General features: G+C 69.8%; 19 protein-coding genes and 1 tRNA gene. 12 read left to right on the forward strand and 8 right to left on the reverse strand.

Annotated features, from left to right (window positions below; translation table 11 throughout):
* Positions 1-25: 25 nt before the first annotated feature.
* Complete coding sequence (locus R2J76_RS04605; RefSeq protein ID WP_316414629.1) at positions 26-2,518, reverse strand: S9 family peptidase; 2,493 nt, start codon at positions 2,516-2,518, stop codon at positions 26-28.
* Positions 2,519-2,623: 105 nt separating this feature from the next.
* Positions 2,624-2,698, reverse strand: a tRNA-Thr gene (locus tag R2J76_RS04610).
* A 132-nt stretch (positions 2,699-2,830) separates the two neighbouring features.
* Between R2J76_RS04610 and R2J76_RS04615 the strand changes: the two genes are divergently transcribed.
* From R2J76_RS04615 to R2J76_RS04665, 11 genes are all read left to right on the forward strand, one after another.
* Positions 2,831-4,159 (forward strand): PhoH family protein, encoded by a 1,329-nt coding sequence (locus R2J76_RS04615; protein WP_316414630.1) that lies wholly within the window; start codon positions 2,831-2,833, stop codon positions 4,157-4,159.
* Positions 4,160-4,169: 10 nt separating this feature from the next.
* Complete coding sequence (locus R2J76_RS04620) at positions 4,170-4,673, forward strand: hypothetical protein (protein WP_316414631.1); 504 nt, start codon at positions 4,170-4,172, stop codon at positions 4,671-4,673.
* Between the two features lie 40 nt (positions 4,674-4,713).
* The gene (tyrS, locus tag R2J76_RS04625; RefSeq protein WP_316414632.1) at positions 4,714-5,904 is read left to right on the forward strand and encodes a tyrosine--tRNA ligase; all 1,191 of its coding nucleotides are present in this window, start codon (positions 4,714-4,716) and stop codon (positions 5,902-5,904) included.
* Complete coding sequence (locus tag R2J76_RS04630; RefSeq protein WP_316414633.1) at positions 5,901-7,646, forward strand: DUF4388 domain-containing protein; 1,746 nt, start codon at positions 5,901-5,903, stop codon at positions 7,644-7,646. Before tyrS ends, R2J76_RS04630 begins: the two co-directional genes overlap by 4 nt.
* A 156-nt stretch (positions 7,647-7,802) precedes the next feature.
* Positions 7,803-8,669, forward strand: coding sequence for a septal ring lytic transglycosylase RlpA family protein (locus R2J76_RS04635; protein ID WP_316414634.1), 867 nt, complete (start codon positions 7,803-7,805; stop codon positions 8,667-8,669).
* Entirely contained in the window at positions 8,659-9,396 is a 738-nt protein-coding gene (locus R2J76_RS04640) for an IspD/TarI family cytidylyltransferase (RefSeq protein WP_316414635.1), read from the forward strand. Before R2J76_RS04635 ends, R2J76_RS04640 begins: the two co-directional genes overlap by 11 nt.
* 54 nt (positions 9,397-9,450) lie before the next feature.
* Positions 9,451-10,371, forward strand: coding sequence for a UDP-3-O-acyl-N-acetylglucosamine deacetylase (lpxC, locus tag R2J76_RS04645; protein WP_316414636.1), 921 nt, complete (start codon positions 9,451-9,453; stop codon positions 10,369-10,371).
* A 67-nt stretch (positions 10,372-10,438) separates the two neighbouring features.
* Entirely contained in the window at positions 10,439-11,701 is a 1,263-nt protein-coding gene (locus tag R2J76_RS04650) for an HAD family hydrolase (protein ID WP_316414637.1), read from the forward strand.
* Complete coding sequence (gene hisH, locus R2J76_RS04655; protein ID WP_316414638.1) at positions 11,698-12,324, forward strand: type 1 glutamine amidotransferase family protein; 627 nt, start codon at positions 11,698-11,700, stop codon at positions 12,322-12,324. Before R2J76_RS04650 ends, hisH begins: the two co-directional genes overlap by 4 nt.
* Positions 12,324-12,935 (forward strand): HisA/HisF-related TIM barrel protein, encoded by a 612-nt coding sequence (locus R2J76_RS04660; RefSeq protein WP_316414639.1) that lies wholly within the window; start codon positions 12,324-12,326, stop codon positions 12,933-12,935. Before hisH ends, R2J76_RS04660 begins: the two co-directional genes overlap by 1 nt.
* An 8-nt stretch (positions 12,936-12,943) precedes the next feature.
* Complete coding sequence (locus tag R2J76_RS04665; protein ID WP_316414640.1) at positions 12,944-15,112, forward strand: hypothetical protein; 2,169 nt, start codon at positions 12,944-12,946, stop codon at positions 15,110-15,112.
* A 58-nt stretch (positions 15,113-15,170) separates the two neighbouring features.
* Here R2J76_RS04665 and R2J76_RS04670 read toward each other — a convergent pair whose 3' ends face one another.
* The gene (locus R2J76_RS04670) at positions 15,171-15,581 is read right to left on the reverse strand and encodes a hypothetical protein (RefSeq protein ID WP_316414641.1); all 411 of its coding nucleotides are present in this window, start codon (positions 15,579-15,581) and stop codon (positions 15,171-15,173) included.
* A gap of 116 nt (positions 15,582-15,697) precedes the next feature.
* On the reverse strand, positions 15,698-16,753 hold the full coding sequence (locus tag R2J76_RS04675) for a tartrate dehydrogenase (RefSeq protein ID WP_316414642.1): 1,056 nt from the start codon (positions 16,751-16,753) through the stop codon (positions 15,698-15,700).
* Between the two features lie 41 nt (positions 16,754-16,794).
* Here R2J76_RS04675 and R2J76_RS04680 point away from each other — a divergent pair, with 41 nt between their 5' ends.
* Positions 16,795-17,838, forward strand: coding sequence for an alpha/beta fold hydrolase (locus tag R2J76_RS04680; protein WP_316414643.1), 1,044 nt, complete (start codon positions 16,795-16,797; stop codon positions 17,836-17,838).
* Between the two features lie 166 nt (positions 17,839-18,004).
* Here the strand turns inward: R2J76_RS04680 and R2J76_RS04685 are convergent, their stop codons facing one another.
* From R2J76_RS04685 to R2J76_RS04700, 4 genes are all read right to left on the reverse strand, one after another.
* A complete protein-coding gene (locus R2J76_RS04685; protein WP_316414644.1) occupies positions 18,005-18,559 on the reverse strand; it encodes an OsmC family protein in 555 nt (184 codons plus the stop codon).
* A 181-nt stretch (positions 18,560-18,740) separates the two neighbouring features.
* Positions 18,741-20,009 (reverse strand): ABC transporter permease, encoded by a 1,269-nt coding sequence (locus R2J76_RS04690; protein ID WP_316414645.1) that lies wholly within the window; start codon positions 20,007-20,009, stop codon positions 18,741-18,743.
* A complete protein-coding gene (locus tag R2J76_RS04695; protein WP_316414646.1) occupies positions 20,002-21,252 on the reverse strand; it encodes an ABC transporter permease in 1,251 nt (416 codons plus the stop codon). Before R2J76_RS04695 ends, R2J76_RS04690 begins: the two co-directional genes overlap by 8 nt.
* Complete coding sequence (locus R2J76_RS04700; RefSeq protein WP_316414647.1) at positions 21,249-21,932, reverse strand: ABC transporter ATP-binding protein; 684 nt, start codon at positions 21,930-21,932, stop codon at positions 21,249-21,251. The genes R2J76_RS04695 and R2J76_RS04700 overlap by 4 nt, the downstream gene beginning before the upstream one ends.
* Between the last annotated feature and the right edge of the window lie 2 nt (positions 21,933-21,934).

Consider the following 21,934-nt stretch of genomic DNA (forward strand, 5'->3'; position numbering starts at 1 on the left):
GGGCCGGCCCTACCTGTTGGAACACCTATGGGCGGGGCGGGGCGTTCTTCACGTAGGTGTCGAACCAGGTGAGCATCTCGTAGACCAGGTGCTCGTTGGATTCCCGGGCGGTGTACCAGTGGGGCTCGTGGGGGAGCATGACGAGGCGGGTGGTGCCGCCGTTGCCGCGGATGGCTTCGTAGAGTTTGGTGGCCTGCAGGGGGGTGGTGCCGGGGTTGGCGTCGTCGGCGCCGTGGACGATGAGGAGGGGGGTCTTGAGCTTGTCGGCGAAGAAGAAGGTGGACACCTGGCGGTACACCTCCGGGGCCTCCCACACGGAGCGGCGCTCGTTCTGGAAGCCGAAGGGGGTCAGGGTCTTGTTGTAGGAGCCGCTGGTGGCCACGCCGGCGCGGAAGAGGCCGGAGTGGGCCACGAGGTTGGCGGTCATCAGGGCGCCGTGGCTGTGGCCGGTGACGCCGATGCGCGCGGGGTCGGCCACGCCCAGTTCCACGGCCTTGTCCACGGCGGCCTTGGCGTCGGCCACCAGCTGCTCCAGGTAGGTGTCGTAGGCCTTTTTCGGATCGCCCACCACGGGGAAGGACGCGTCGTCGATGATGGCGTAGCCGGCCATGAGCAGGAGGCGGTAGTCCCGCAGGCGGGTGAAGGTGTACTGGGATCCGGTGATCTGCCCGGCCTTGGAGGGGTCGGCGTAGTCCAGGGGGTAGGCGTAGAGGATGGTGGGCACCCGGGTGCCCTCTTTGTACCCCGGGGGCGTGTAGAGGGTGAAGGAGAGGTCCAGGCCGTCGGCGCGCTTGTAGGTCACCAGGCGCTTCTTGATCTCCCGGACGGCGGGGGTGGGATCGGGGATGTGGGTGAAGGGCCGGGACGTGGACTCGAAGGCCGCTTCGCCCGCGGGGGCCTTGCGGGCGGCGCCCAGGGTGCGCAGGAAGGCGTTGGGGGGATCGGCCGGGGTCTGGTGCCAGGTGAGGAAGGTCCGGGAGCCCGGGCCCGTGAACGCCAGGAAGCGCTCGAATTCCGTCTTGCCGCTGCGGAAGAGGCGCTCGGTCTTCAGGGTGCGGAGATCCAGGCGGTCCAGGAAGGGCCGTTCCCCGGCGGGGGAGGCGCCGGCCCCGGCCAGGAAGATGGAATCCCCCTCCTGCCGCAGCACGGAGGTTCCGTTGGGCAGCTGGCGCCACACGGGGTTGCCGGGGTCTCCGTACTGCTCGTCGGAGGAGAGGTCCCACAACAGGCGGGGCGCCTGCTTCGGCGCATCGAAATTGACGATGAAGGTGCGGGTCCAATGGCGGTTGTTGTCGTATTCGTGCAGCAGGGCGGTGCCGGGGCGTTCACCCCAGGCGAGGCCCGCGTACCGCTGCTCGGTGCGGAAGACCTCCGCGGGCGGGGCGGTGAAGGGGGCCCTCTGGGTCATGATCCGGTCCCGGTGGGGCACCTTCACGTCCCAGTCGCCGCCGTCCAGGACCTCGGCCCACACCAGGGTGGCGGGGTCCGTGGGGCGCCACATGAAGTGGCGCGGCCCCAGGGGCTCCCCGTGGATGGGAACCCGATCGGCCAGGGGCAGGGACGCGATGGGATGGGTCGCCGCCGCGGCGCGGCCTTCCAGGTCCCACACCTCCACCTTCCGGGGGAAGCGCTGGAAGGTGGTCTGGTAGGAATAGGGCTTCTGGAGGGTGGTCACCAGGATGTGGGCGCCGTCCGGGGACGGGCTCAGGCCCAGGTGGCGGTCCGCCTTGCCCAGGGGGGTGATGGCGCCGGATTGGGTGTCCACCAGGGCGATCTGGGCCGTTCCGTAGTAATCGAAGAGGTCCTCGTCGTGGGCGTTGGCGAGGGTGTCCCGGTTCTCGTAGGTGCTGCTCTGCCCCTTTCCGCCGATGGACTGCTGGATGCTGGGACCCGCGGGGATCACGGGTTCCCTGGGGGGCGCGCCGAGGCCCTCGGGGACCAGCTTGACCAGGAGGGTCTTCTGGTCGGGCATCCACTGGAGCTCACTGCCCAGCATGGGATTGAGGCGGGCGCCGGCGATGCGGCGCACGGCGCCGGTGGCACCGTCGCCCACCCACAGCTCCACCGAATCCTCGGCGACGTTCTGAAAGGCGAAGCGCTTCCCGTCGGCGCTCCAGGCGGGCCCGCCCGGGCAGCCCCCCTTGGGCAGGTCCACGTGGATGGAGACGCCGTCGGAAAGGCGCACCAGGTCGTAGCTGGTGGCCGAGGGCGTGATGCCGTAGCCGCCGGGGGTGTCGTGGCGGCTGTGGTTCTTCGGCTCCACCCGCACCCCCGCCAGGCGCAGGAAGGGCGTCGCCACCCGGCCGATGGAGGGGTAGGCCTCCCAGGCCACCAGGAGCATGTGGTCCCGGGTGGGGTTGAGGTACGGCACCGGGGCCGAGGGCGCCCGCATGACGTCCAGGATGGTTTTGGGGGGCTGCCGGTAGCCCGATGCGGGCGTCTGCGCAAAGGCGGAGAAGGGCAGGGTGGTGCCGACCAGGACGATCCTGCCGGCCAGTTCGATCCTTCCAAGGGGCATGGGAACCTCGCGTGGGCTGGGTTGCGGTTGGGAATTCCCCCAGTTTCACACCGGCCCCGCCCCTTTTCCAGGCGGAACTGAAAAGCCCTCCGGAGAGGGCTGATCTGGAGCCGGTAGAGGGATTTGAACCCCCGACCTACGGTTTACGAAACCGTTGCTCTACCCCTGAGCTATACCGGCTGGTCCTGTCGGACAGGACGATCAGCTTAGCGCGCCGCGGCCCGGCATTTCAAGCGTCCAATTGGGCGGCACTCCCAAGCGCGGACAGTGCTAGGCTTCACCTGAGCAGCCCGAACTGATGGAGGTTCCTTGATGGTCGCGTCCAGCAAGAAAGTGTTCGTCCTGGATACCAACGTCCTCCTGCACGATCCCACGGCGATCTTCCACTTCCAGGAACATGAAGTGGTCATCCCCATCGTGGTCATCGAGGAGATCGACACCTTCAAGAAGGACCAGACGGAGATCGGCCGGAACGCCCGCAACGTCTCGCGCCAGCTGGACAAGCTCCGGGCCGGGGGGAACCTGGCCGCCGGGGTGCCCCTGGAAGGGGGCGGGTCCCTGAAGGTGGACGTGGCCCACCACCCCCTGGACCTGACCATCACGACCCTGGACAAGCACAAGGCCGACAACCAGATCCTCGCCTGCGCCCTGGCGCTGCTGGGCACGCGCAAGGAGAAGGTGGTCATGGTGTCCAAGGACACCAACCTGCGCATCAAGGCCGATGCCCTGGGCCTTTCGGCCGAGGACTACACCACCGACCGCGTGGCCCTGGACGAGCTCTACACGGGCACCTGCACCTGGACCGTGGAGCCCGTGAAGGTGGACCAGCTCTTTGACGGCGGGCTCCTGCCCGAGGCGGACCAGACCCTGAACCCCAACCAGTTCGTGACCCTGGTGGACGCCACCAACGAGACCCACACGGCCCTGGGCCGCTTCTACGCCTCCGACGGGCGGGTGCATCCCCTCAAGCGCCTGGAGATGCCCCCCTGGGGGGTGAAGCCCCGCAACCGGGAGCAGCAGTTCGCCCTGGACCTGCTCCTGGACGATTCCATCCAGGTCATCACCCTCATGGGCAAGGCCGGCACCGGCAAGACCCTCCTGGCCATCGCCGCCGGCCTCCAGCAGGTGGTGGACGAGGAGCGCTTCAACAAGCTCCTGGTGAGCCGGCCCGTCATGCCCCTGGGCCGCGACCTGGGCTTCCTCCCGGGGGACATCAGCGAGAAGCTGCGGCCCTACATGCAGCCCATCTACGACAACCTCGACTTCATCGTGGCCGCCAACATGGAGCAGCGCCGCCGCTCCTCCATGACCCCCGCCCAGCTGGAGGAGGGCGGCTACATGGCCGTGGAGCCCCTCACCTACATCCGCGGGCGCAGCATCCCCAACCAGTACATCATCGTGGACGAGGCCCAGAACCTCACCCCCCACGAGGTGAAGACCATCCTCACCCGGGCCGGGGACGGCACCAAGATCGTGTTCACCGGGGACCCCTTCCAGATCGACAACCCGTACGTGGACGCCTCCAGCAACGGCCTCAGCTACCTGGCGGAGCACTTCAAGCACCTGGAGCTCTCCGGCCACGTCACCCTGGTGAAGGGCGAGCGGAGCAGGATGGCCGAACTGGCCAGCAATCTTCTGTAGGAGCCTGGACATGCCCGATTCCGCCTGGGACCAAGCGGCACCCCCACCCCGCAAGAAGGGCCTTTCCCTCCTGGGCAAGGTGGCCATCGGCTGCGGCGGGGCGATGCTCTGCTTCCTCCTGGCCATCGGGGCCATGGCCTGGATCGTCTTCAGCAAGGCCACCAAGGCGCTGGACCAGGGCTGGGCCGAGCTGCACACCGAGCTGCGGAGCCTGCGCACCGAAGAGGGGGCCCGGGCCCTCTACCGGGAGAACCCCGGCCTCGCCCAGAACTACCCCACGGAGGAGGATTTCGTGAAGGCCTCCGCGGAGTGGCGGGGCAAGCTGGGCGACATCCCCGAAAAGCGCCCCGAGCTCAAGCAGCTCTTCGAAGGCAAGGGCCCCGGGGGGATCAACATCCGGCGCCGGGACGCCGGCGGGCGCAAGTCGCTCACCGTCAGCATGCGCATGTCCACCGGCGCCACGCTGACCGTGGAACTGGAGAACGACAGGCTCACGGATATCCAGGTGGACTGAACCGCTGGAGAAAATGGGCTGGATAAGCCAATATGCTTGCATGGTAAATGCTTCTCCCCTGGATGCCCTGGACCTGCTCAAGAAAGGCACGGTGACGTGCCACACGGAGGAACTGCTCCTGGCGCGCCTGCGCGCCGGAAAGCCCCTGCGGGTGAAGGCGGGCTTCGACCCCACCGCCCCCGACCTGCACCTGGGCCACGGCGTCCTCCTTCGCAAGATGGCCCAGTTCCAGGAACTGGGGCACACGGTCATCTTCCTCATCGGGGATTTCACGGGCCTGATCGGCGACCCCACCGGCAAGAAGGCCACCCGCCCCCCCCTCACCCGGGAGGAGGTCCTGGCCAACGCCGAGACCTACAAGACCCAGGTCTTCAAGGTGCTGGACCCCGCCCTCACCGAGATCCGCTTCAACAGCGAATGGATGGGCGGCCTCCACGGCGAGGACTGGATCCGCCTCGCCAGCCGGTTCACCCTGGCCCAGATGCTCGAAAGAAACGACTTCCAAAAGCGCATGAACGCCAATGAGCCCATCGCCCTGCACGAACTGCTGTACCCCCTGGTGCAGGCCTACGATTCCGTGGCCCTGGAATGCGACGTGGAACTGGGGGGCAACGACCAGCTCTTCAACCTCATGAAGGGCCGCGACCTGCAGGCCGCCCTGGGCCAGCCCCCCCAGGTGGTGCTCACGGTGCCCCTGCTGCTGGGCCTGGACGGCGTGGAGAAGATGTCCAAGTCCCTGGGCAACTACATCGGCTTCATGGAGGACGCCGACACCCAGTTCGGCAAGGCCATGAGCATCTCCGACGAGAACATGTGGAGCTGGTGGCTGCTCCTCACGGACCTGCTGCCCCGGGAGATCGAGGTCCTCAAGCAGGGCCACCCCATGGACGCCAAGAAGGGGCTGGCCCGTGAGATCGTGTCGCAGTTCCACGGCCGGGAGGAGGGCCTGGCCGCCCAGGAGCGGTGGGTGAAGCGCTTCTCCGAGCGCCGCACCGACGACGCCCCCGAGGTGGAGGTGGCGGCCTTCCGGGGCGAGAGCCTGGCCAAGCTCCTGGCGGAGCGGGGCATGGCCCCCTCCCGCAAGGAGGCCGAGCGCCTCATCCAGCAGGGGGCCGTGAGCCTGGACGGCGTCAAGGTGCAGGATCCCCGGCTGGCCGTTGACCTGGCCGCGGGCCAATCCCTCCTGGTGAAGGCGGGCAAACTGAAACTTCAGAGGTGGGTGGTGCGATGAGCTTGCTGGCCCTCCAGGATCTTTTCCGGCGGTACCGAGACAGGGCGACGGGGGTCTGGAAGCTGGGCCAGGAGCCGAGCCGCACCATCTATTTCGACTACGGCGACACCGTCTTCGCCCAGAGCACCCACTTGGCGGACCGGCTCACCACCATCCTGGTGGAGCGGGGCCGCATCACCCAGGCGCAGATGGACTACGCCCTGGCCAACCTCAAGCCCGGCATCAGCATCGGCAAGAACCTCATCGAGATGGGTTTCATCACCCAGCGGGACCTGCTGGACGTGGCCAAGATCCAGGTGGAGCGCATCATCTTCGGCTGCCTGGGCCAACCGGACGTGCTACCGGTCTTCGAGGCCCGGGAACTGGACGCCCACGTGGTCCGCCTGCCCCTGAACACGGCCCAGCTCCTCCTGGGCGGCATGCTGGCCATCCAGAACCGGGAATCCCTCCTGGAACTGCTGGGCCCCCTCAACCAGGTGGTGGTCCTCCAGGGCAGGAGCCTCCTGGACCTCTCCCTGCCGCCGGACCTCGGTCGCCTGACCTCCCTTTTGGACGGCACCCACACGCTGCTGGAACTGAGCCGCGAGGCCCAGGCCGAACCCATGCGGGTGGGGGCCTTCGCCCTGTTCCTGCGGGAGATGGGCTGGGCCCGCCTCCACGAGATGCCCCCCGTGGACCGCCAGGCCCTGGACCTGGCCCTGTCCCCGGAACCCGAGCCCCTCTCCGAACCCCTTCCCGAGCCCCCGGCGGAAGTGGCCCCCTCCCTCTTCGAGACCATCCAGGAAGCCGCAAGGCCGACCACGAACCTGGAGCACCTTTCCCAGGCCCTGGACGAGGTGCCGCCCCCGGCCCCCGAACCCCTGTACCTGCCCGACAACCTGCAGCTTCCCGGCATCCCCGACCCGGCGCCCGAACCGGACGTCCACGCGGAAACCGGCCAGGCCGAACTCCCCACCCCCTCCGTGGAACTGCCCCCCCTGCCCGAGGCGGTGGAGGAGGCTCCCCGGGTCCTGCTGACGGTCCCCCCGGGGGAGGCCCCGGAGGAACTGCCGCCCCCCGAACCGGAAATGCCGGCCTCCTCCAGCCTCCGTTGGCCGGTGGTGGGCCTGGTTTTGGCCGCTTGTCTTCTGGGCGGCTTTTTCCTCATGCGCCGCCGGGGCCGCGCCTCCGTCCCCAAGCCCCTGCCCGGCGAACCGGTGAAGGCGGAGCCCGCCAAGCCTCCGGTCGAGCCGGCCCCCTCCATCGCCGTGCCGCCCGCCCCGGAGCCCCCCAAGGCCGAGCCGGCCGAACCCCCCAAAGCTGAGCCCAAGGCCGAGCCCAAACCCGAGCTCAAGCCCGCCGCCAAGCCGGAACCCAAGCCTGAGCCCAAGGCCAAACCCATCGGCGCCTCCATTTCCGAGCGGCTGGAGGCCCTGCGCAAGGGCGACCTGACCCGGGCGGTGGCCCAGGGCGCCCAGCGGGTCAAGGAAGCGCCGGCCGGCCACTTCTCCCTGCGCCTGGAAATCGCCTGCCAGGGGGAGACCATCCGCCGGGTCCCCGACCTTTTCCGGGACGGCAAGCCCGACCTGTTCCTCCTGCCCATGACCCTGCGGGACGGGAGGACCTGCTACCAGATCCTCTACGGCAACTTCCCCAGCAAGGAGGCGGCCGAGAGGGAGGCGAAGCGCCTCCCCCCCGCCTTCCAGGCCGAAAAGGACCGTCCCAGGGTCTTCCGCTTCACCGAAATCCCGAAGGAGCAGTAGAAAACTTTCTGCAGTATATTACGCAACATACTGGAATAAGGCGGGGAATTTGTAAATTAGATACCTCGGCCGGCCGGATGTCAATTTACAAATGGGGGAAAATGGTTATTATGGAAGCTTGGGCTGGAAACCACCCCACGATCTTTCCGGAGAACCATGGACTTCAATGCGCTGTGCACTCAGAACTGGAGCAGGCATTTCAGCATCTGGATCGAAGACATCCAGGTGGTCTGCCACCCCGTCGTCACGGCGCCCTTCCAGATCCAGGTGAACGTCCTGCGAAAGGCCCGCTCCCTGAGCCGCTACACGGCCATGGTGGTGGTGCTCCTCTTCTCCCTGCACTGCACCCGGCCCCAGGCCACCCCGGTGGTCACCGTCCCCGAGGCGGAGGCGCCGGAGGCGGCCGATGAGCCTAACGAACATTCGGACGCCAAGGTCTACACCGAAACCGGCGAGGCCAGCTGGTACGGGGCCGGCGACGGGTTCACCGGCCGGGCCACCGCCAACGGGGAGACCTTCGACCCCATGGACCTCACCTGCGCCCACCGGACCCTGCCCTTCGGCACCAAGCTCGAGGTCCGGAACCTGGACACGGGCAAGCGCGCCATCCTGCGGGTGAACGACCGCGGGCCCTTCATCCGGGGACGCATGCTGGACGTGTCCGAGAAGGCGGCCAAGGAACTGGGCATGCACGGCCGGGGCACCTCCCGGGTGCGCATCCGCTCCGTGGACACCAAGGGCAAGCCGGCCCCCATCGACCCCGCCGCCATGGTGGGCGACGCCTACACGGTCCAGGTGGCCGCTCTTACGGATCCCGCCAATATCGCCCGCATTTCCAAGGAATTGCAATCCGCCGTGGGGCCCGTGAACCTGGTGGAGGCCCGGACCCGGGGCGGCGTGACCGTCAAGCGGGTGCGGGTGGGCAGCTACGCCACCCAGGACGAGGCCCAGAAGGCCTCGGACCTCATCTCCAAGCTGTTCCGGGACCGGGGCCTGGAGCCCTTCATCACCCGTGAGAACTGAACGGCCCTTCCTGGTGATCCCCGCCGGCGGGCGGGGAGTGCGCATGGGCGGCGGCACGCCCAAGCAGTTCAGGGATTGGGGGGGCGTCACCCTCCTGGAGGCGACCCTGAGGGCCTTCCTGGCCCCGGGCATGCCGGACCTGGCGGGCATCGCCCTGGCCGTGCCGGAGGATCGCCTGGCGGAAGTTCGGGCCTGGCGCTTCCCCGTCCCCCACTGGGCCGTGGCGGGCGGCGCCACCCGGCAGGCCTCGGTGGCCCTGGCCCTGGCCGCCCTGCCCGACGTGCCTTCGGCCCCCGTGCTCATCCATGACGCCGTGCGCCCCTTTCCTCCCGCCCTCCCGGTGCACGGGGCGCTGGCCGCCCTGGAAACCTGGGACGGGGCGGTGCTGGGCGAGCCCTCCACCGATACCTTGAAGCGGGTGGACGCCCAGGGCCTGATCCTGGGCACCGAACCCCGGGAAGGCATCTTCCGGGCCCAGACCCCCCAGGTCGCCCGGCTCGGCCTTTGGCGGGAGGCCTTCCGCTGGGCGGAGGCGAGGGGCTTCGCCGCCACCGACGATGTGTCCCTGCTGGAAGCCATGGGCCTGCGGGTGAAGCTCGTCCCCTCGCCCCCCACCAACCTCAAGCTGACCACCCCGGAGGACTGGGACCGCTGGCACCCCGGGACCACAGGGTGTGGTGGATCGGCCCACAGTCAGGGCGCCTCGAATGGAAATCAAGTCGTTTAATTTCATGCAATAACGATAAGGCATGGTTCTTGCTCTATTCCGGTCGAGGAATTTATGCACCGGAATCGCCACGCCCAGACGCTTCGCCAGCCCGCCACCTTGTCGGGCCGGGGGCTCCACGGCGATCTTCCCTGCACCGTGGTGCTGCGGCCTGCCGAGCGGGCTTCCGGCATCACCTTCCTGCACACCCCCTCCGGCGTGGAGATCCCCGCCCGGGCCGAGTTCGTGGGGGACTGCAGCCTGGCCACCTCCCTGACCCGGGACGGCATCCGCCTCCAGACCGTGGAGCACCTGCTTTCCGCCCTGGCGGGCCTGGGCATCGACCACGTCACCGTCGAGGTGGACGGCGAAGAGCTCCCCATCCTGGACGGCAGCGCCGAGCCCTGGGTGCGCCTCATCCTGGAAGCCGGCATCCGCCCCATGGCCATCTGGCCCCGGGCCCTGCGGATCCTCAAGCCCGTGGAAGTGCGCATGGGCGACAAGTGGATGCGCGTATCCCCCTGGAACGGGCTGCGCCTGGCCTACACCATCGTCTACGACAACCCCTACATCGGGCGCCAGAGCCGGGAGCTGACCCTCACCGCCGAGAAGTACGTGCGCGAACTGGGCCTGGCCCGCACCTTCTGCCTGGAGAGCGACATCACCTTCATGCGTTCCCGGGGGCTCGCCAAGGGCGGCAGCCTGGACAACGCGGTGGTGTTCGGGGCCGAGGGCCCCCTCAACGAATCCCTGCGCTTCGAGGACGAAGCCGTGCGCCACAAGATGATGGACCTGGTGGGCGACCTGGTCCTCCTGGGCGCGCCCCTGGAAGGCTTCGTGGAGGCCCACTGCGCCGGCCACGCCGTGCACGTGGCGCTGGCCAAGGCCATCCTCGCCGATCCCTCCGCCTGGACCTGGGCGGATTCCGAGCCGGAAACCCGGCCCCGGAAGCTTTTTGCCCAGGGGCTCCCCGCCGCCCACCCCATCCCCGCCTGATTTCCCCGCACCCGTCCCCGCGGCCCTGGGCTAAGCTGGAGGGGTGAAGGCTACCGGAGGAGGCGCAGTGGAGGTTCGGGAAGCGGCGGCGCTGGGCGCGCCCCGGGGCGGGGCCCTGGCGGGCGTCTCCCTGGATGCCATGCTCGAGGCCCTCCTGCGGGAAAGGACCCCCCAGCGGGTGTGGGTGGCCGAATCCCTCTGCGCCGCCTGGGGGGACCGGATCCGGGCCGCGGGCGCCGAATGCCGCTCCCTCCGGCTGGAAGGCCGGGACGTGCTGAACACCCTCATGGACGCCTCCTCCCAGTGCGGTCCCCAGGAACAGATATGGCTGAACCTGGATCGGAGTCCGGCCCTGGACCACATGGATCTGCTGAGCCTGGACGCTTTCCTGGCCTACGCCGCCACCCGGCCCCACCCCCCCCTGGCTGTCTTTCTGCACGATGACGCCCCGGGCCTGCCGCGCACCCTGCGCCTGGCGGTGGACCGGCACGGCATCGCCCTGCTGCTGCGGGAAGGCCCCTGGGGCGCCTGCGCCCTGGGCAAGCCGGAGGTGCTGGCGGCCCTGGCGGGCGCGGCGGGGGGTTCCCTCCCCGGGACCTTCGCCACCGCCACCCGGGGCCGCCAGCTCCTGGCCCTGGACGTGGACGGCGTGCTCATCGATCCGGGCCGTTCCTTTTCCGAGGCGGTGGCGGCCGCCCTGGCGGAGCTGGCCCCGAACCTCCCCTGGGACGACGACCACTTCGCCGCCTTCAAGCGGGTGGGGGGCTTCAACAACGATTTCCGCCTCACCGCCGGGGCCCTGGCCCTGGCCGAGATCGGGGGACTGGACGGGCTCCGGCACGCCACCGGCAAGGGCTTCCCCCACCTGGAACCCCGCATCCGGGAACTGGAGCCCCGGTGCCGGGAGGTGGTGCAGAAGCACTACGCCCGCACCCGGCGCATGGAGCGCCCCATGGTCACCCGGGAGGACCTGGACGCCTTCCCCGGCGATCTGGCCATCTTCACCGGGCGTCCCCCGGACGAGCTGACCCTGGCCTTCCAGGTGCTGGGTTTCCGCATCCCCGCCGTGGCCGACAGCGCTCCCCACCTGCGCAAGCCCCGGGCCGAGGGGCTCCTCCAGCTGGCCGACGCCTTCCGGTCCACCCGGGTGGTCTTCGTGGGGGACACCTGCGACGACGCCACGGCCCTGCGGGAGGCCCGGGCCCTGTGCCCCGGCGTGGAGTGGGTGTTCGCCGCCGTGGGCCCCGACCGCCAGTGGATCGCCGGGGAGGGCGACCTCCAGGCCCCCCGCCTCAAGGACCTCCTCCCCGCCCTGGGCCCGGCCCGGTGATCACCCTCCTGGAGCCCGGCGCCGGAACCCTGCACACCCTGGAGGGGGCCCTGGACCACCTGGGCTTCCGCCACCTGCGGGCCCCCGGCCCCGGGGCCGCGGCCCCCGCGGGCCCCCTGGTGCTCCTGGGTTCCGGCCCCTTCGACGCGGCCTGCGCCGCCCTGAAGGCCAGCGGCTGGTGGTACGAACTGCCCCAGATGGCCGCCGCGGGCCGGCCCGTCCTGGGCATCGGCCTGGGCCTCCACCTCCTGGCCGAAGGCAGCGAGGAATGCCCCCGGGGCGCCGGCCTGGGCCTCATCCCCGGCATCGTCCGGAGCCTGGGCCCCGGCGTCAAGCTCCCCCACGAGGGCTGGACGGTCATCACCCGGCACCGGTCCCACCCCGCCATCCCCGAAGCCCGGGGGGCCTGGATGTACTTCAAGCACACCCACGCCCTGGAACCCGGCACCCTCACCTTCCACACCGCCGTCCACGGCCGCCCCTTCTCGGTGCTGGAGATGCGCGGCCAGACCCTGGGCCTCCAGGCCCACCCGGAAAAGTCCGGGTCCTTCGGCCTGGCCTTCCTGGAAAAGCTCCTGGCCGGCCTGGGCGAATACCCCGCCGCCCCCCCGGGGTCGAACTGATGGACGCCCGGCGCGTGGTTCCCACGCTCCTCGTCCAGGAAGGCCGCGTGGTGGACCCCGCCGACGCCGCCGACCTGGGCGCCCCCGCGGACTGGGCCCGGCGCCTGGAACTGGAGGGCGCCGACGGCATCCTCTTCGTGGAACGGGGCCGGCGCCTCCGCCGGGGCTGGATGCTGGACGTGGCCCGGACCCTCTTCATCCCCTTCGCCCTGGAGGCGTCCTTCGCCGACGCCGGCGAGATCCGGGAGGCCCTGGAGGACGGGGCCGACCGGGTGGTGCTGGGGGACCTGGAAGCCCTGGAGGCGGCGCGCTTCGGCCGCGCCCGCGTCACCGCCCTCCTGAAGGCCGGCGGATCCACCACCCTGGAGGACCTGCGGACCCTGGACGGGGCAGGGGAGATCCTCCTGGACGGCGAGGGGCCGGGGATGGCCGGCCTTTGCGCCGGCGCGGCCCACCTGCCGACCCCCATCCTCCTGCGCTGCGCCGACCCCGCGCGGGCCGCGGAGGCCCTGGCCAGCGGGGCCGACGGCATCGCCTACCCCGCCGGGCTCATGCCGCCCGGGGCCTTCAAGGACCTTCTGGGCACCGCGGGAATCCCCCTCCGGCGGTAGACTGGGGCATGCAAAAAGCGCTTCGTGCCCTGGCCCTGGTGAGCCTGCTGCCCGGCCCTGCGCGCGCCCAGGACACGGTGGAAGCGGCCCTCCGGCGCCTGAATCCGGGGGCCTGCGCCGTCCTGGTCCGCCAGGAGGACACGGCCGCCTTGGCCGCCCTGTGGGACGAGGACGCCCTGCGGCTGCGCTTGGAGAACCAGGCACCGCGGATCCCCCTGGGGCCCCGGGCCGCCGCGGGGCTCTGGAAGGACCACGGCTGGGGCACCGGCCCCGGCTGGATCCTGGTGGATTCCCGGGGCGGGGAACTGGACGCCGGCCTCGGGCTCGGGTACGGCGCCCGGGTCCTGGCCGCCCTGCGGGAAAAGGGCGTGGTGCCCCGCTGGGAGGCGCGCCGGGCCTTCCTGAAGGAGCATCCGGAAAACGGCGAAGCCTGGTGGGAGGAGCTGTACCGGGCCTACCGGCTGGCCCATGCCCACATGCTCGTCCTGGCCGCCCAGGGCAGGGCCTCCCGATCCGGGGCCGAATCCCTGGACTTCCCCGGGAAGGCCATGGCCTTCGCCGAAGCCGATCCCGAAGCCGCGGAGCGCCTGGCGGACCAGGTCTTCGGGGAGGTGGCGTCGGCCCTGGAAGGCGCGTTTTCCGTGGAAGGCTGGTGGAGGACCTGGTTCAACGCGGCGGGGCCCCTGGTGATGGAGGGGGCCCAGGCCTCCCCCCGGATCCGGGAGGTGTGTGCCCGGCTCGCCGCGGACCTGGAAGGGACCCTCGCCCAGGGGGGAAGGGGCTTCCCGATGGAGGAATGGCTGCCCAGCCTCCGGGTGCTGGCGGGGCGGCCCCTGCGCGAACTTCCCGGGCAGGTGGTGATCCGCGACCTGGAACGGCCGTCCTTCGGCCTCGTGCGGGGGTGCCTCAACACCCTGGCGGTCGAAAAGGATTGGCTGGGGATGCTGGCCTTCCTGGACGACCTGGGTCTGCGCGAGGACGCGTGGTTTTCGGCCGAGGGCTGGGAGCAGCGGTGCCTTTTCAGGGGCTACATCGAGGCCTGGAAAGCCCGTCCCCTGGTGGAGCTGGGCCGGATCCGGGAGGCCCGGGATGCGGTCAACCAAGCGCGCTTCTGGGGGCTCGACGGCGGCCTGGATGGAATCCTGGGCTTCCTCCTCGGCGCCAAGGCCCTGGGGGACCCCACGATCCGGGAGGCCCTGAAGGAGCCCGCCCGGCCCCGGCCGCCCCGGCCGCCCTTGCCCCCGCCGCCGCGCCTGGCCCTGCTGGGGGCTCCCCCCTGGCGCCGGGACTGGGAAGCCCTTCGGGCTTCCGGGGCCCTGCTTCCGTGGTCCCCGGCCGAACTGGGCTGGACCGAACTGGCCCCCGCCCCGGCCGAGGCCCTGAGGGCCCGCATGGGGTGGGGTCCGGAGCCCCGGTGGGCCCTCCTCCTGGGAGACGCACCGGTGGCCTCGGGCACCCGGTGCCCCGCGCCGGCCCTGGTGGCGGGCATCCTCCAGCGGGAGCGCCCGTCCAAGCTCATGGAACTGGACGGGATCCTGGAACGCCACCCCGGGCACCTGGGGGCGCGCCAGGCCCGGCTGGGCCTGCTCAAGGCCCGCATGCCCGACAAGCGCCTGGAGCCCCTCCTGGCCGAGGATGCCCGGGCCGCCCACCTGCCGGGGATGTCGGGCTCTTCCCCCTACGGCCTGGATTTCGGCCCGGACGCGGCCTGGAAGCCCGACCCGGCCCTCTGGCAGTGGTCCGCCCAGCAGGTGCTGCCCGGCCTGGAGCGGCTGCTGCGCTCCTGGCCCAGCGCTCCGGATCCCTGGAAAGCCTGGTTGGCCTGGGCCCGCTTCCACCCCGACCGCCCTTCGGTGGTGGCCCTGGCCCGGACCCTGGTCCTGTGGACCCCGGAGGAGCGCTGGATGGGCCAGCTCCCCCTGGACGTGCTCCAGGCCGTCACCGAAGAACTGCGCCGGGACCGCAACTACCCCGAACTCGCCCGGTGGCTGGGCGCGGCCTGGGAGGCCCGCTCAGCCACCGTCGGAAGGGGCCTCCCGTCCTGGCAGCGGCCGGAGTGGCAGGCCATGGGGCCAGCCCTGGTCCAACCCCTCGCGGAGACCCTGCGCCTGCTGGGACTCCGGGAAAAAGCCCTCGAGGTCGAAAAAACCTACCGGAACGCCCTGTCCCCCGAATGACCGAACCGGCCCGAAGGGCCCGGGTCCCGGACGGGCCGAATATTACTTGGACAGGCTCCTAGAAGATCGGGTCGCCCGGCTTGCGGCGCCAGGCCTCGGCGCGGTTCTTCCCGCCCTCGTTCTTGGTCTTGGCGTCCTTGGCGGCGTTGGCGAGGCTCTCCAGGAGGCTGCCGCCCACACGGGTGGCCGCTGCCTTGGTCATGCCGGGGGTGTGGACGCGCTCGGGGCCCTTGGGGGTCTCGACGCTCTCGGTGGCCGCTTCGGCCTGTTCCCGGAGACGCTTCTCGTACCAGAGCTTGCGCTTGGGATCCAGGACGCGCACCTGCTTGACGCCGCCCCCCTTGCGCGTGGCCGTGGGCTTGGGTTTCAACTCCCTCTTATCCTCCCGATGATCGGATTCAGGATCGGAGGCTTCTTCCAGGATCTTGGCGAGGTCCGCCAGGCTTCCAAGGCCGCGCTGCTTGCTCATGTGTCGACACGACTCCCAAAGGGCCTCATCCGGGCCCAGTCCTCAAGCCTACCCCCGTACGAAAGCGCGGCCAAGGCCAATTACGGCCCCGGCCGCGAATATCCGGGTTTTTCCAATCAGAGGGCGCTGGCGATGGCCTTGCCCATTTCCACGGTGGTGGCCTTGCCGCCCACGTCGGGGGTGCGGGGGCCTTCGGCCAGCACGGTCTCGATGGCGCGCATGATGGCCGCGGCGGCCTCGGGCTGGCCCAGGTGGTCCAGCATCATGGATCCGGCCCAGATCTGGCCCACGGGGTTGGCGATGCCCTTGCCGGCGATGTCCGGGGCCGAGCCGTGCACGGGCTCGAACATGGAGGGGTGGATGCGCTCGGGGTTCAGGTTGGCCGAGGGGGCGATGGCGATGGTGCCCGCGCAGGCCGGGGCCAGGTCCGAGAGGATGTCCCCGAAGAGATTGGAGCCCACCACCACGTCGAACCAGTCGGGGTTGCGCACGAACTGGGCCGTGAGGATATCGATGTGGAACTGGTCCGTGCGCACTTCGGGGTAGTTCCGGGCCATGAGGGCGAAGCGCTCGTCCCAGTAGGGCATGGTGATGGCCAGGCCGTTGGACTTGGTGGCCGAGGTCACGTGCCGGCCGCGGGTCATGGCCTGCTCGAAGGCGTAGCGCAGGATGCGGTCCACCCCCTTGCGGGTGAAGGTGGCCTCGCCGATGACGCGCTCGTCCTCGGTGCCCCTGTTCTCGAAGCGCCCCTGGGTGCCGTACTCCCCTTCGGTGTTCTCCCGGACGATCATCATGTTGATGCTCCCGGGCTCCCGCCCCGCCAGGGGGGACTTCACCCCGGGCATGAGGTACACGGGCCGGATGTTGGCGTACTGATCGAATTCGCGGCGGATGGGGATGAGCAGCCCCCACAGGGAGATGTGGTCGGGCACCCCCGGAAAGCCCACCGCGCCCAGGTACACGGAATCGAAGTCCCGCAGCTGGTCGATGCCGTCGGCGGGCATCATGGCGCCGTGCCTGGCGTAGTACTCGCAGGACCAGTCGAAGTGCTTCCAGTCCATGCGGAAACCGAACTTCGTGGCGGCGGCGTCCAGGACCCGGATGCCCTCGACCATGACATCCTTGCCGATGCCGTCCCCAGGGATGGACGCGATGCGGATTGTTGTGGACATGGCGGGCCTCCGGGGTGAGGTTGGACGTGGGAGGATCCAGTATGATCCCAATTCGCGCGTCCCTGCTCTGCCTGGTTGCGGCTTTCTGCTGCGCGGAACCGCCCCGGGAGCCGGTGTACGGTCCGGAGCTGGAGGGCTTCGAGTACGCCTTCCCCGTCCAGCGCTTCGCCTTCACCAGCCAGGGCGAGGCCCTGCGCATGGCCTACCTGGACGTGGCCCCGGAAAAGCCCAATGGCCGCACCGTCGTCCTCCTCCACGGGAAGAACTTCACCGCCGGCACCTGGGAGGCCACCATCCGGGTCCTGGCCAAGGCCGGCTACCGGGTGGTGGCCCCCGACCAGATCGGCTTCGGGAAATCCACCAAGCCCGCCCACTACCAGTACAGCTTCCAGGAACTGGCCCGGAACACCCGGGCCCTCCTGGCCTCCCTGGGCGTGAAGAAGGCCGCCTTCGTGGCCCACTCCACCGGGGGCATGCTCGCGGTGCGCTACGCCCTGATGTTCCCCGCCGAGGTGGACCAGCTGGTGCTGGTGAACCCCATCGGCCTGGAGGACTGGAAGGCCGAAGGGGTCCCGTCCCTGTCCGTGGACCAGTGGTACCAGCGGGAACGGGGCGTCACCGCCCAGCGCATCCGCGCCTACGAGCAGGCCACCTACTACGCCGGCCAGTGGCGCCCCGAATTCGAGGCCCCCGTGACCATGCTGGCGGGCCTCTTCCGGGGCCCCGGCCGGGAACGGGTGGCCTGGAATTCCGCCCTGATCTACGACATGATCTTCACCCAGCCGGTGTTCTACGAATTCGGGAAGGTGGCGGTCCCCACGCTCCTCCTCATCGGCCAGAAGGACACCACCGCCATCGGCAAGGACGCCGCCCCCCCCGAGGTGGCCGCGCGCATCGGCCACTACCCCGAGCTGGGACGGCGCGCCGCGAAGCTGATCCCCGGAGCCCGGCTGGTGGAGTTCCCCGCCCTGGGCCACGCCCCCCAGTACCAGGACCCCGAGGCCTTCCACCGGGAACTGCTCAAGGGACTCGCCGGCGTCGCGTTCCGTCCCACCCACGCGGACGCCGCCGATCCCGGAAGGTAGCGCCCGGCATCATCCTGCTTTTTCCCCTTAATCCCTTTCATCCCTGTTCCAGCAGGGCCGGGGATGGATTAGGTAGGCGCGGTCAGTACCTGTCCCTGAAGACCCATCCATGCCTTGGCCCTGCGGAACGGGGATGAAGGGCGATGAAAGGGATGAAGGGGATGAACTAGTATTTCATTTTGATTTCCACCGGGTTCTTGAAGGTATCCATGAGCGGCGACGTGCGCGCCACGGCTTCGTGGAGCTCCTTCACCTGCTGCGGCGTCCCGTTGCAGGTGAGGTTCACCTTCACCCGGATCTGGGAAAGCCCCGGCCGGATCTTCTTGTCCAGCTCCATGAAGCCCCGCAGGTCGGTATCGGCCTCCAGCTCGAAGCTGAGGCTGTGGATGTCGATGCCCATGGCCGTTGCGTTGTAGGCGTAGGTGACGTTCAGGCAGCTGGTGAGGGCGTGCAGGGCGGCCTCGGCGGCGTTGGCGGCCACGTCGGTGCCCAGGAGGGTGGCGGGCTCGTCCCCCTCCAGGAAGATGGGGGTGGCGCGCTTGTGTTCCTTCCCCAGCGCGAAGTGCGAATCGAAGGTGCTCTGGGAATGGGCGCCGTTGATCCATTTCGACTTGGACCTGAACTGCAGCTTGCCCATGGAGGGCGTGGCCTTGACCTTGTCCATGAGGGCCGTGAGTTCGTCCACGGAAACACCGTTGTGGGTCGCTTGCATCGTGCTCATTTCGCCTCCTCGGGGGCGGCCGGTCCATGGGTACGCGCCCTGGCCGCCCCGCATGGATGGGGTGCGCGCGCCGGTCCGATGGGGGGTCACGTTCGTGCCCTCGCTGGTAAACCGAGGCCAAGGTAGGTCAAACCGGAGTTGCGTCAAGGTCGCAGCGGAAGCCCGTCTCCGGCTCCCATGATCAGCGCATGGCTTCCATGGGGCTGAGGCGCATGGCGCGGAAGGCCGGATACATGCCGAACACCAGGGAGAGGGCCAGCGCCACGGCCCAGGCCATGAGAAGGCCATACATATTCACCACCAGCCCGTAGGGGAAGTTGGCGGACAGGGCCTTGCACAGGGCCGCGCCTGCCAGTGTGCCCGTCAGGGCGCCGAGAGCCGCCAGCACGGCCGCTTCCAGCAGGAACTGCACGAAGATCTCCTGGTCCGAGGCCCCCAGGGCCTTGCGCAGGCCGATCTCGTAGCGGCGGTCCGAGAAGGAGATGAGCATCACCGACAGCACCCCCACGCCCCCCACCAGGAGCACGGTGCCCGCCAGGCTCATGAGGACGATGGTCCAGCCCCGCATCTGCTGCATGAAGTTCTGCCAGGAGCGCGCGGCCTCGGCGTCCAGGTCCAGGATCTCCACGTCCTCGATGCCGTGGTGGGCCTGCTTGGCCCGGCCCAGCACCAGGGCGGTGACGTCCTTGGCGTCCCGCTTGGCCTTGAGCTTCACCCCCAGCTGGGCCAGCTTGTGGGTGGGGTCCAGGCGGTCCATGTAGGCTTCCAGGGGGATGAGCATGCCGTTGGCGTCCACCCAGGAGTCCTCGTTGAAGATCATGAGGGGGGCCAGCACGCCCACCACCCGGAAGGGGATGCCGTCCACCATGATGTCCTTGCCCACGGGGTCCGCGCCCCCCAGGAACTTGGAGGCCAGGCTGGCGCCCAGCACCGCCACCGTGGAGCGGCGCTTCTGGTCGTCCTCCGTGAGGCCGCGGCCGGAGGCGATCTTGCGGTTCATGACGGGGATGTAGTCCGGCACGTTGCCGGAGACCATGATCCGCTCGTTGCCGCCGGCCACACGCACGCTTGTCTGTTTCACGGACCGGGGCATGAAGGCCATCACCTTGTCGTAGGGGGCGGTGAGGCGCGGCACGTCCTCCATGCGCAGGCCCGGGCTCATGGCGAAGCGCTTCTGCTCGTCGGAGGTCTCGGGGGTCTTGGGGGCCATGACGAGGGTGCCGTCCCAGCTCATGCCGGAGAACCCGGTGCCGATCTTGTCCAGGATGCCGTCCAGCACCGAGGTCATCACCACCAGGGCGAAGACCCCGAGCATGAGGAGCGTGAGGGTGAGGATGGACCGCATCTTGTGGGCCCACAGCTCCGTGAGGCCGCTGACCACCACCTCCCAGGCCAGGGCGGCCTGGTGCCCCAGTCCCCGGGCGGCCACGGGCGTCGTCGATTCACTCATAGCGCAGCGCCTCCATGGGGGAGAGCCGGCTGGCCTTCCACGCCGGATACAGGGCGAAGGCGAAGCCGAAGACGGCCGCCAGCAGGAAGGCCCACACGAAGCTGGAGGCCCGCATGTAGAGGGGCACGCCCAGGCTCAGGGTGATGGACCAGGAGAAGAGGACGCCCGCCGTCAGGCCCAGGAAGGCGCCCAGGAGCGTCAGCAGCAGGGCCTCGGTCATGAAGCCCTTGAAGACCTCCCGGCCCGAGGCGCCGATGGCCATCTTGACGCCCACCTCCCGCACGCGCTCCTTGAGGGAGGCCATCTGGATGTTCACGTTCACGATGCCCCCGCCCAGCAGGGCCAGGATGCCCGAAAGCAGGAAGATGATGTTGTACACGTCCCCCTGGCTGCGCCGCTTGGCCATGCGCGCGGCCACGTCGTCCAGGCGGAAGTCCTCCTGCTGGCGGTGGCTGGCCTTGAGGAAGGCGGTGAGGTTCTTGGCGAAGCCCTGGATGGCGTTGACCTCGGGCAGGCGGAACGTGACCCGGTCCGTGCGGCGGTACTGGTCGCCCTGCATGCGCTTCTGCACGAAGGAGGAGGGCAGGGCGATGATTCGGTTGCGCCACTGGAAGATGTTGCCCTGGCCCTCCCTGAAGCGGAACACGCGCTCCTGGAAGGTGCCGATGACGGTCACGGGGATGTCGCCGATGGTGAGGACCGATCCCAGCGCGTCGCCCGACGGGAAGAAGGTCTGGGCCGCCTCGGCGCCGAGGATGGCCACGGCCTCGCCCTGGTCCATGTCCGATGCGCTGAAGGAGCGGCCCGTGGCCACGGCGTAGCCTTCCATGGGGATGAAGTCCGCGCCGATGCCCGTGAGCTGGCGGTCCTGGTCCGCGTAGGGCGACTTGGTGCGGGCCCGGGCATTCTTGCGCACGCTCACCCCGGCCACGGCCTTGGTGTCCAGGTCGGACCCCGCCTCCGCGTCGTCGTTGCGCAGGCCGCGGTTGGCGGTCTGGAGCGCCGTGGCCTGGCCGTCCTTGACGATGGCGTTGGGCTGGACGTTGAGCTTGTCCAGGCCCCCCAGCTTCACGAAGAGCCGGTCGCTCTGGGCCCGCTGGCTGTCGGAGATGGAGAAGCCCCCCAGCACCGAGGCCACGCCCAGGATCACGCCCAGGGCCTGGAGCACGGAGCGGCCCAGGTTCTCCCGGATCTCCACCCAGGATTCCAGGAGCCGTTCGCGGAAGGCGCCCGAGCCGCTCATTCCGGCGCGCCCGTGGCGATGAGGCCGTCGCGGATCTCCACCTTGCGCTGGGCCATGGCCGCGATGCCCAGGTCGTGGGTGACGAGGATGACGGTGTTGCCCTGGCGGTTGAGCTCCTTGAAGAGTTCGAGGATCTCGGCGCCGGTGTGGGAATCCAGGGCCCCGGTGGGCTCGTCGGCCAGGAGGATGGTGGGGCGGTTGGCCAGGGACCTGGCGATGGACACGCGCTGCTTCTGGCCCCCGGAGAGCTCCCCGGGGAGCTTCAGGGCCTTGTCGGCGATGCCCACCCGGTCCAGCAGCTCCAGGGCCCGGGCCCGGCGCTCCTTGCGGCCCACGCCGGCGTAGAGCATGGGCAGCTCCACGTTGCGCACCACCGAGGCCTTGGGCAGAAGGTTGTAGGCCTGGAAAACGAAGCCGATCTTGGTGTTGCGGATGCGGGCCAGGTCCGAGCCCGAGAGGCCCTGGACGGGGTGGCCGTCCAGCTCGTAGCTTCCGGCGGTGGGGCGGTCCAGGCAGCCCAGGATGGCCATGAGGGTGGATTTCCCGGAACCGCTGGGGCCGATGAGGGCGATGAATTCGCCGGCTTCCACCTCCAGGTCGATGCCGCGCAGGGCATGGACGGCGGTGCCGTTGGCGCCGAAGACCTTCTTGATCTCCCGCGTTTCGATGACGAGCGGCATGG

The organism is Mesoterricola silvestris (assembly GCF_030295405.1).
Lineage (GTDB): Bacteria > Acidobacteriota > Holophagae > Holophagales > Holophagaceae > Mesoterricola > Mesoterricola silvestris.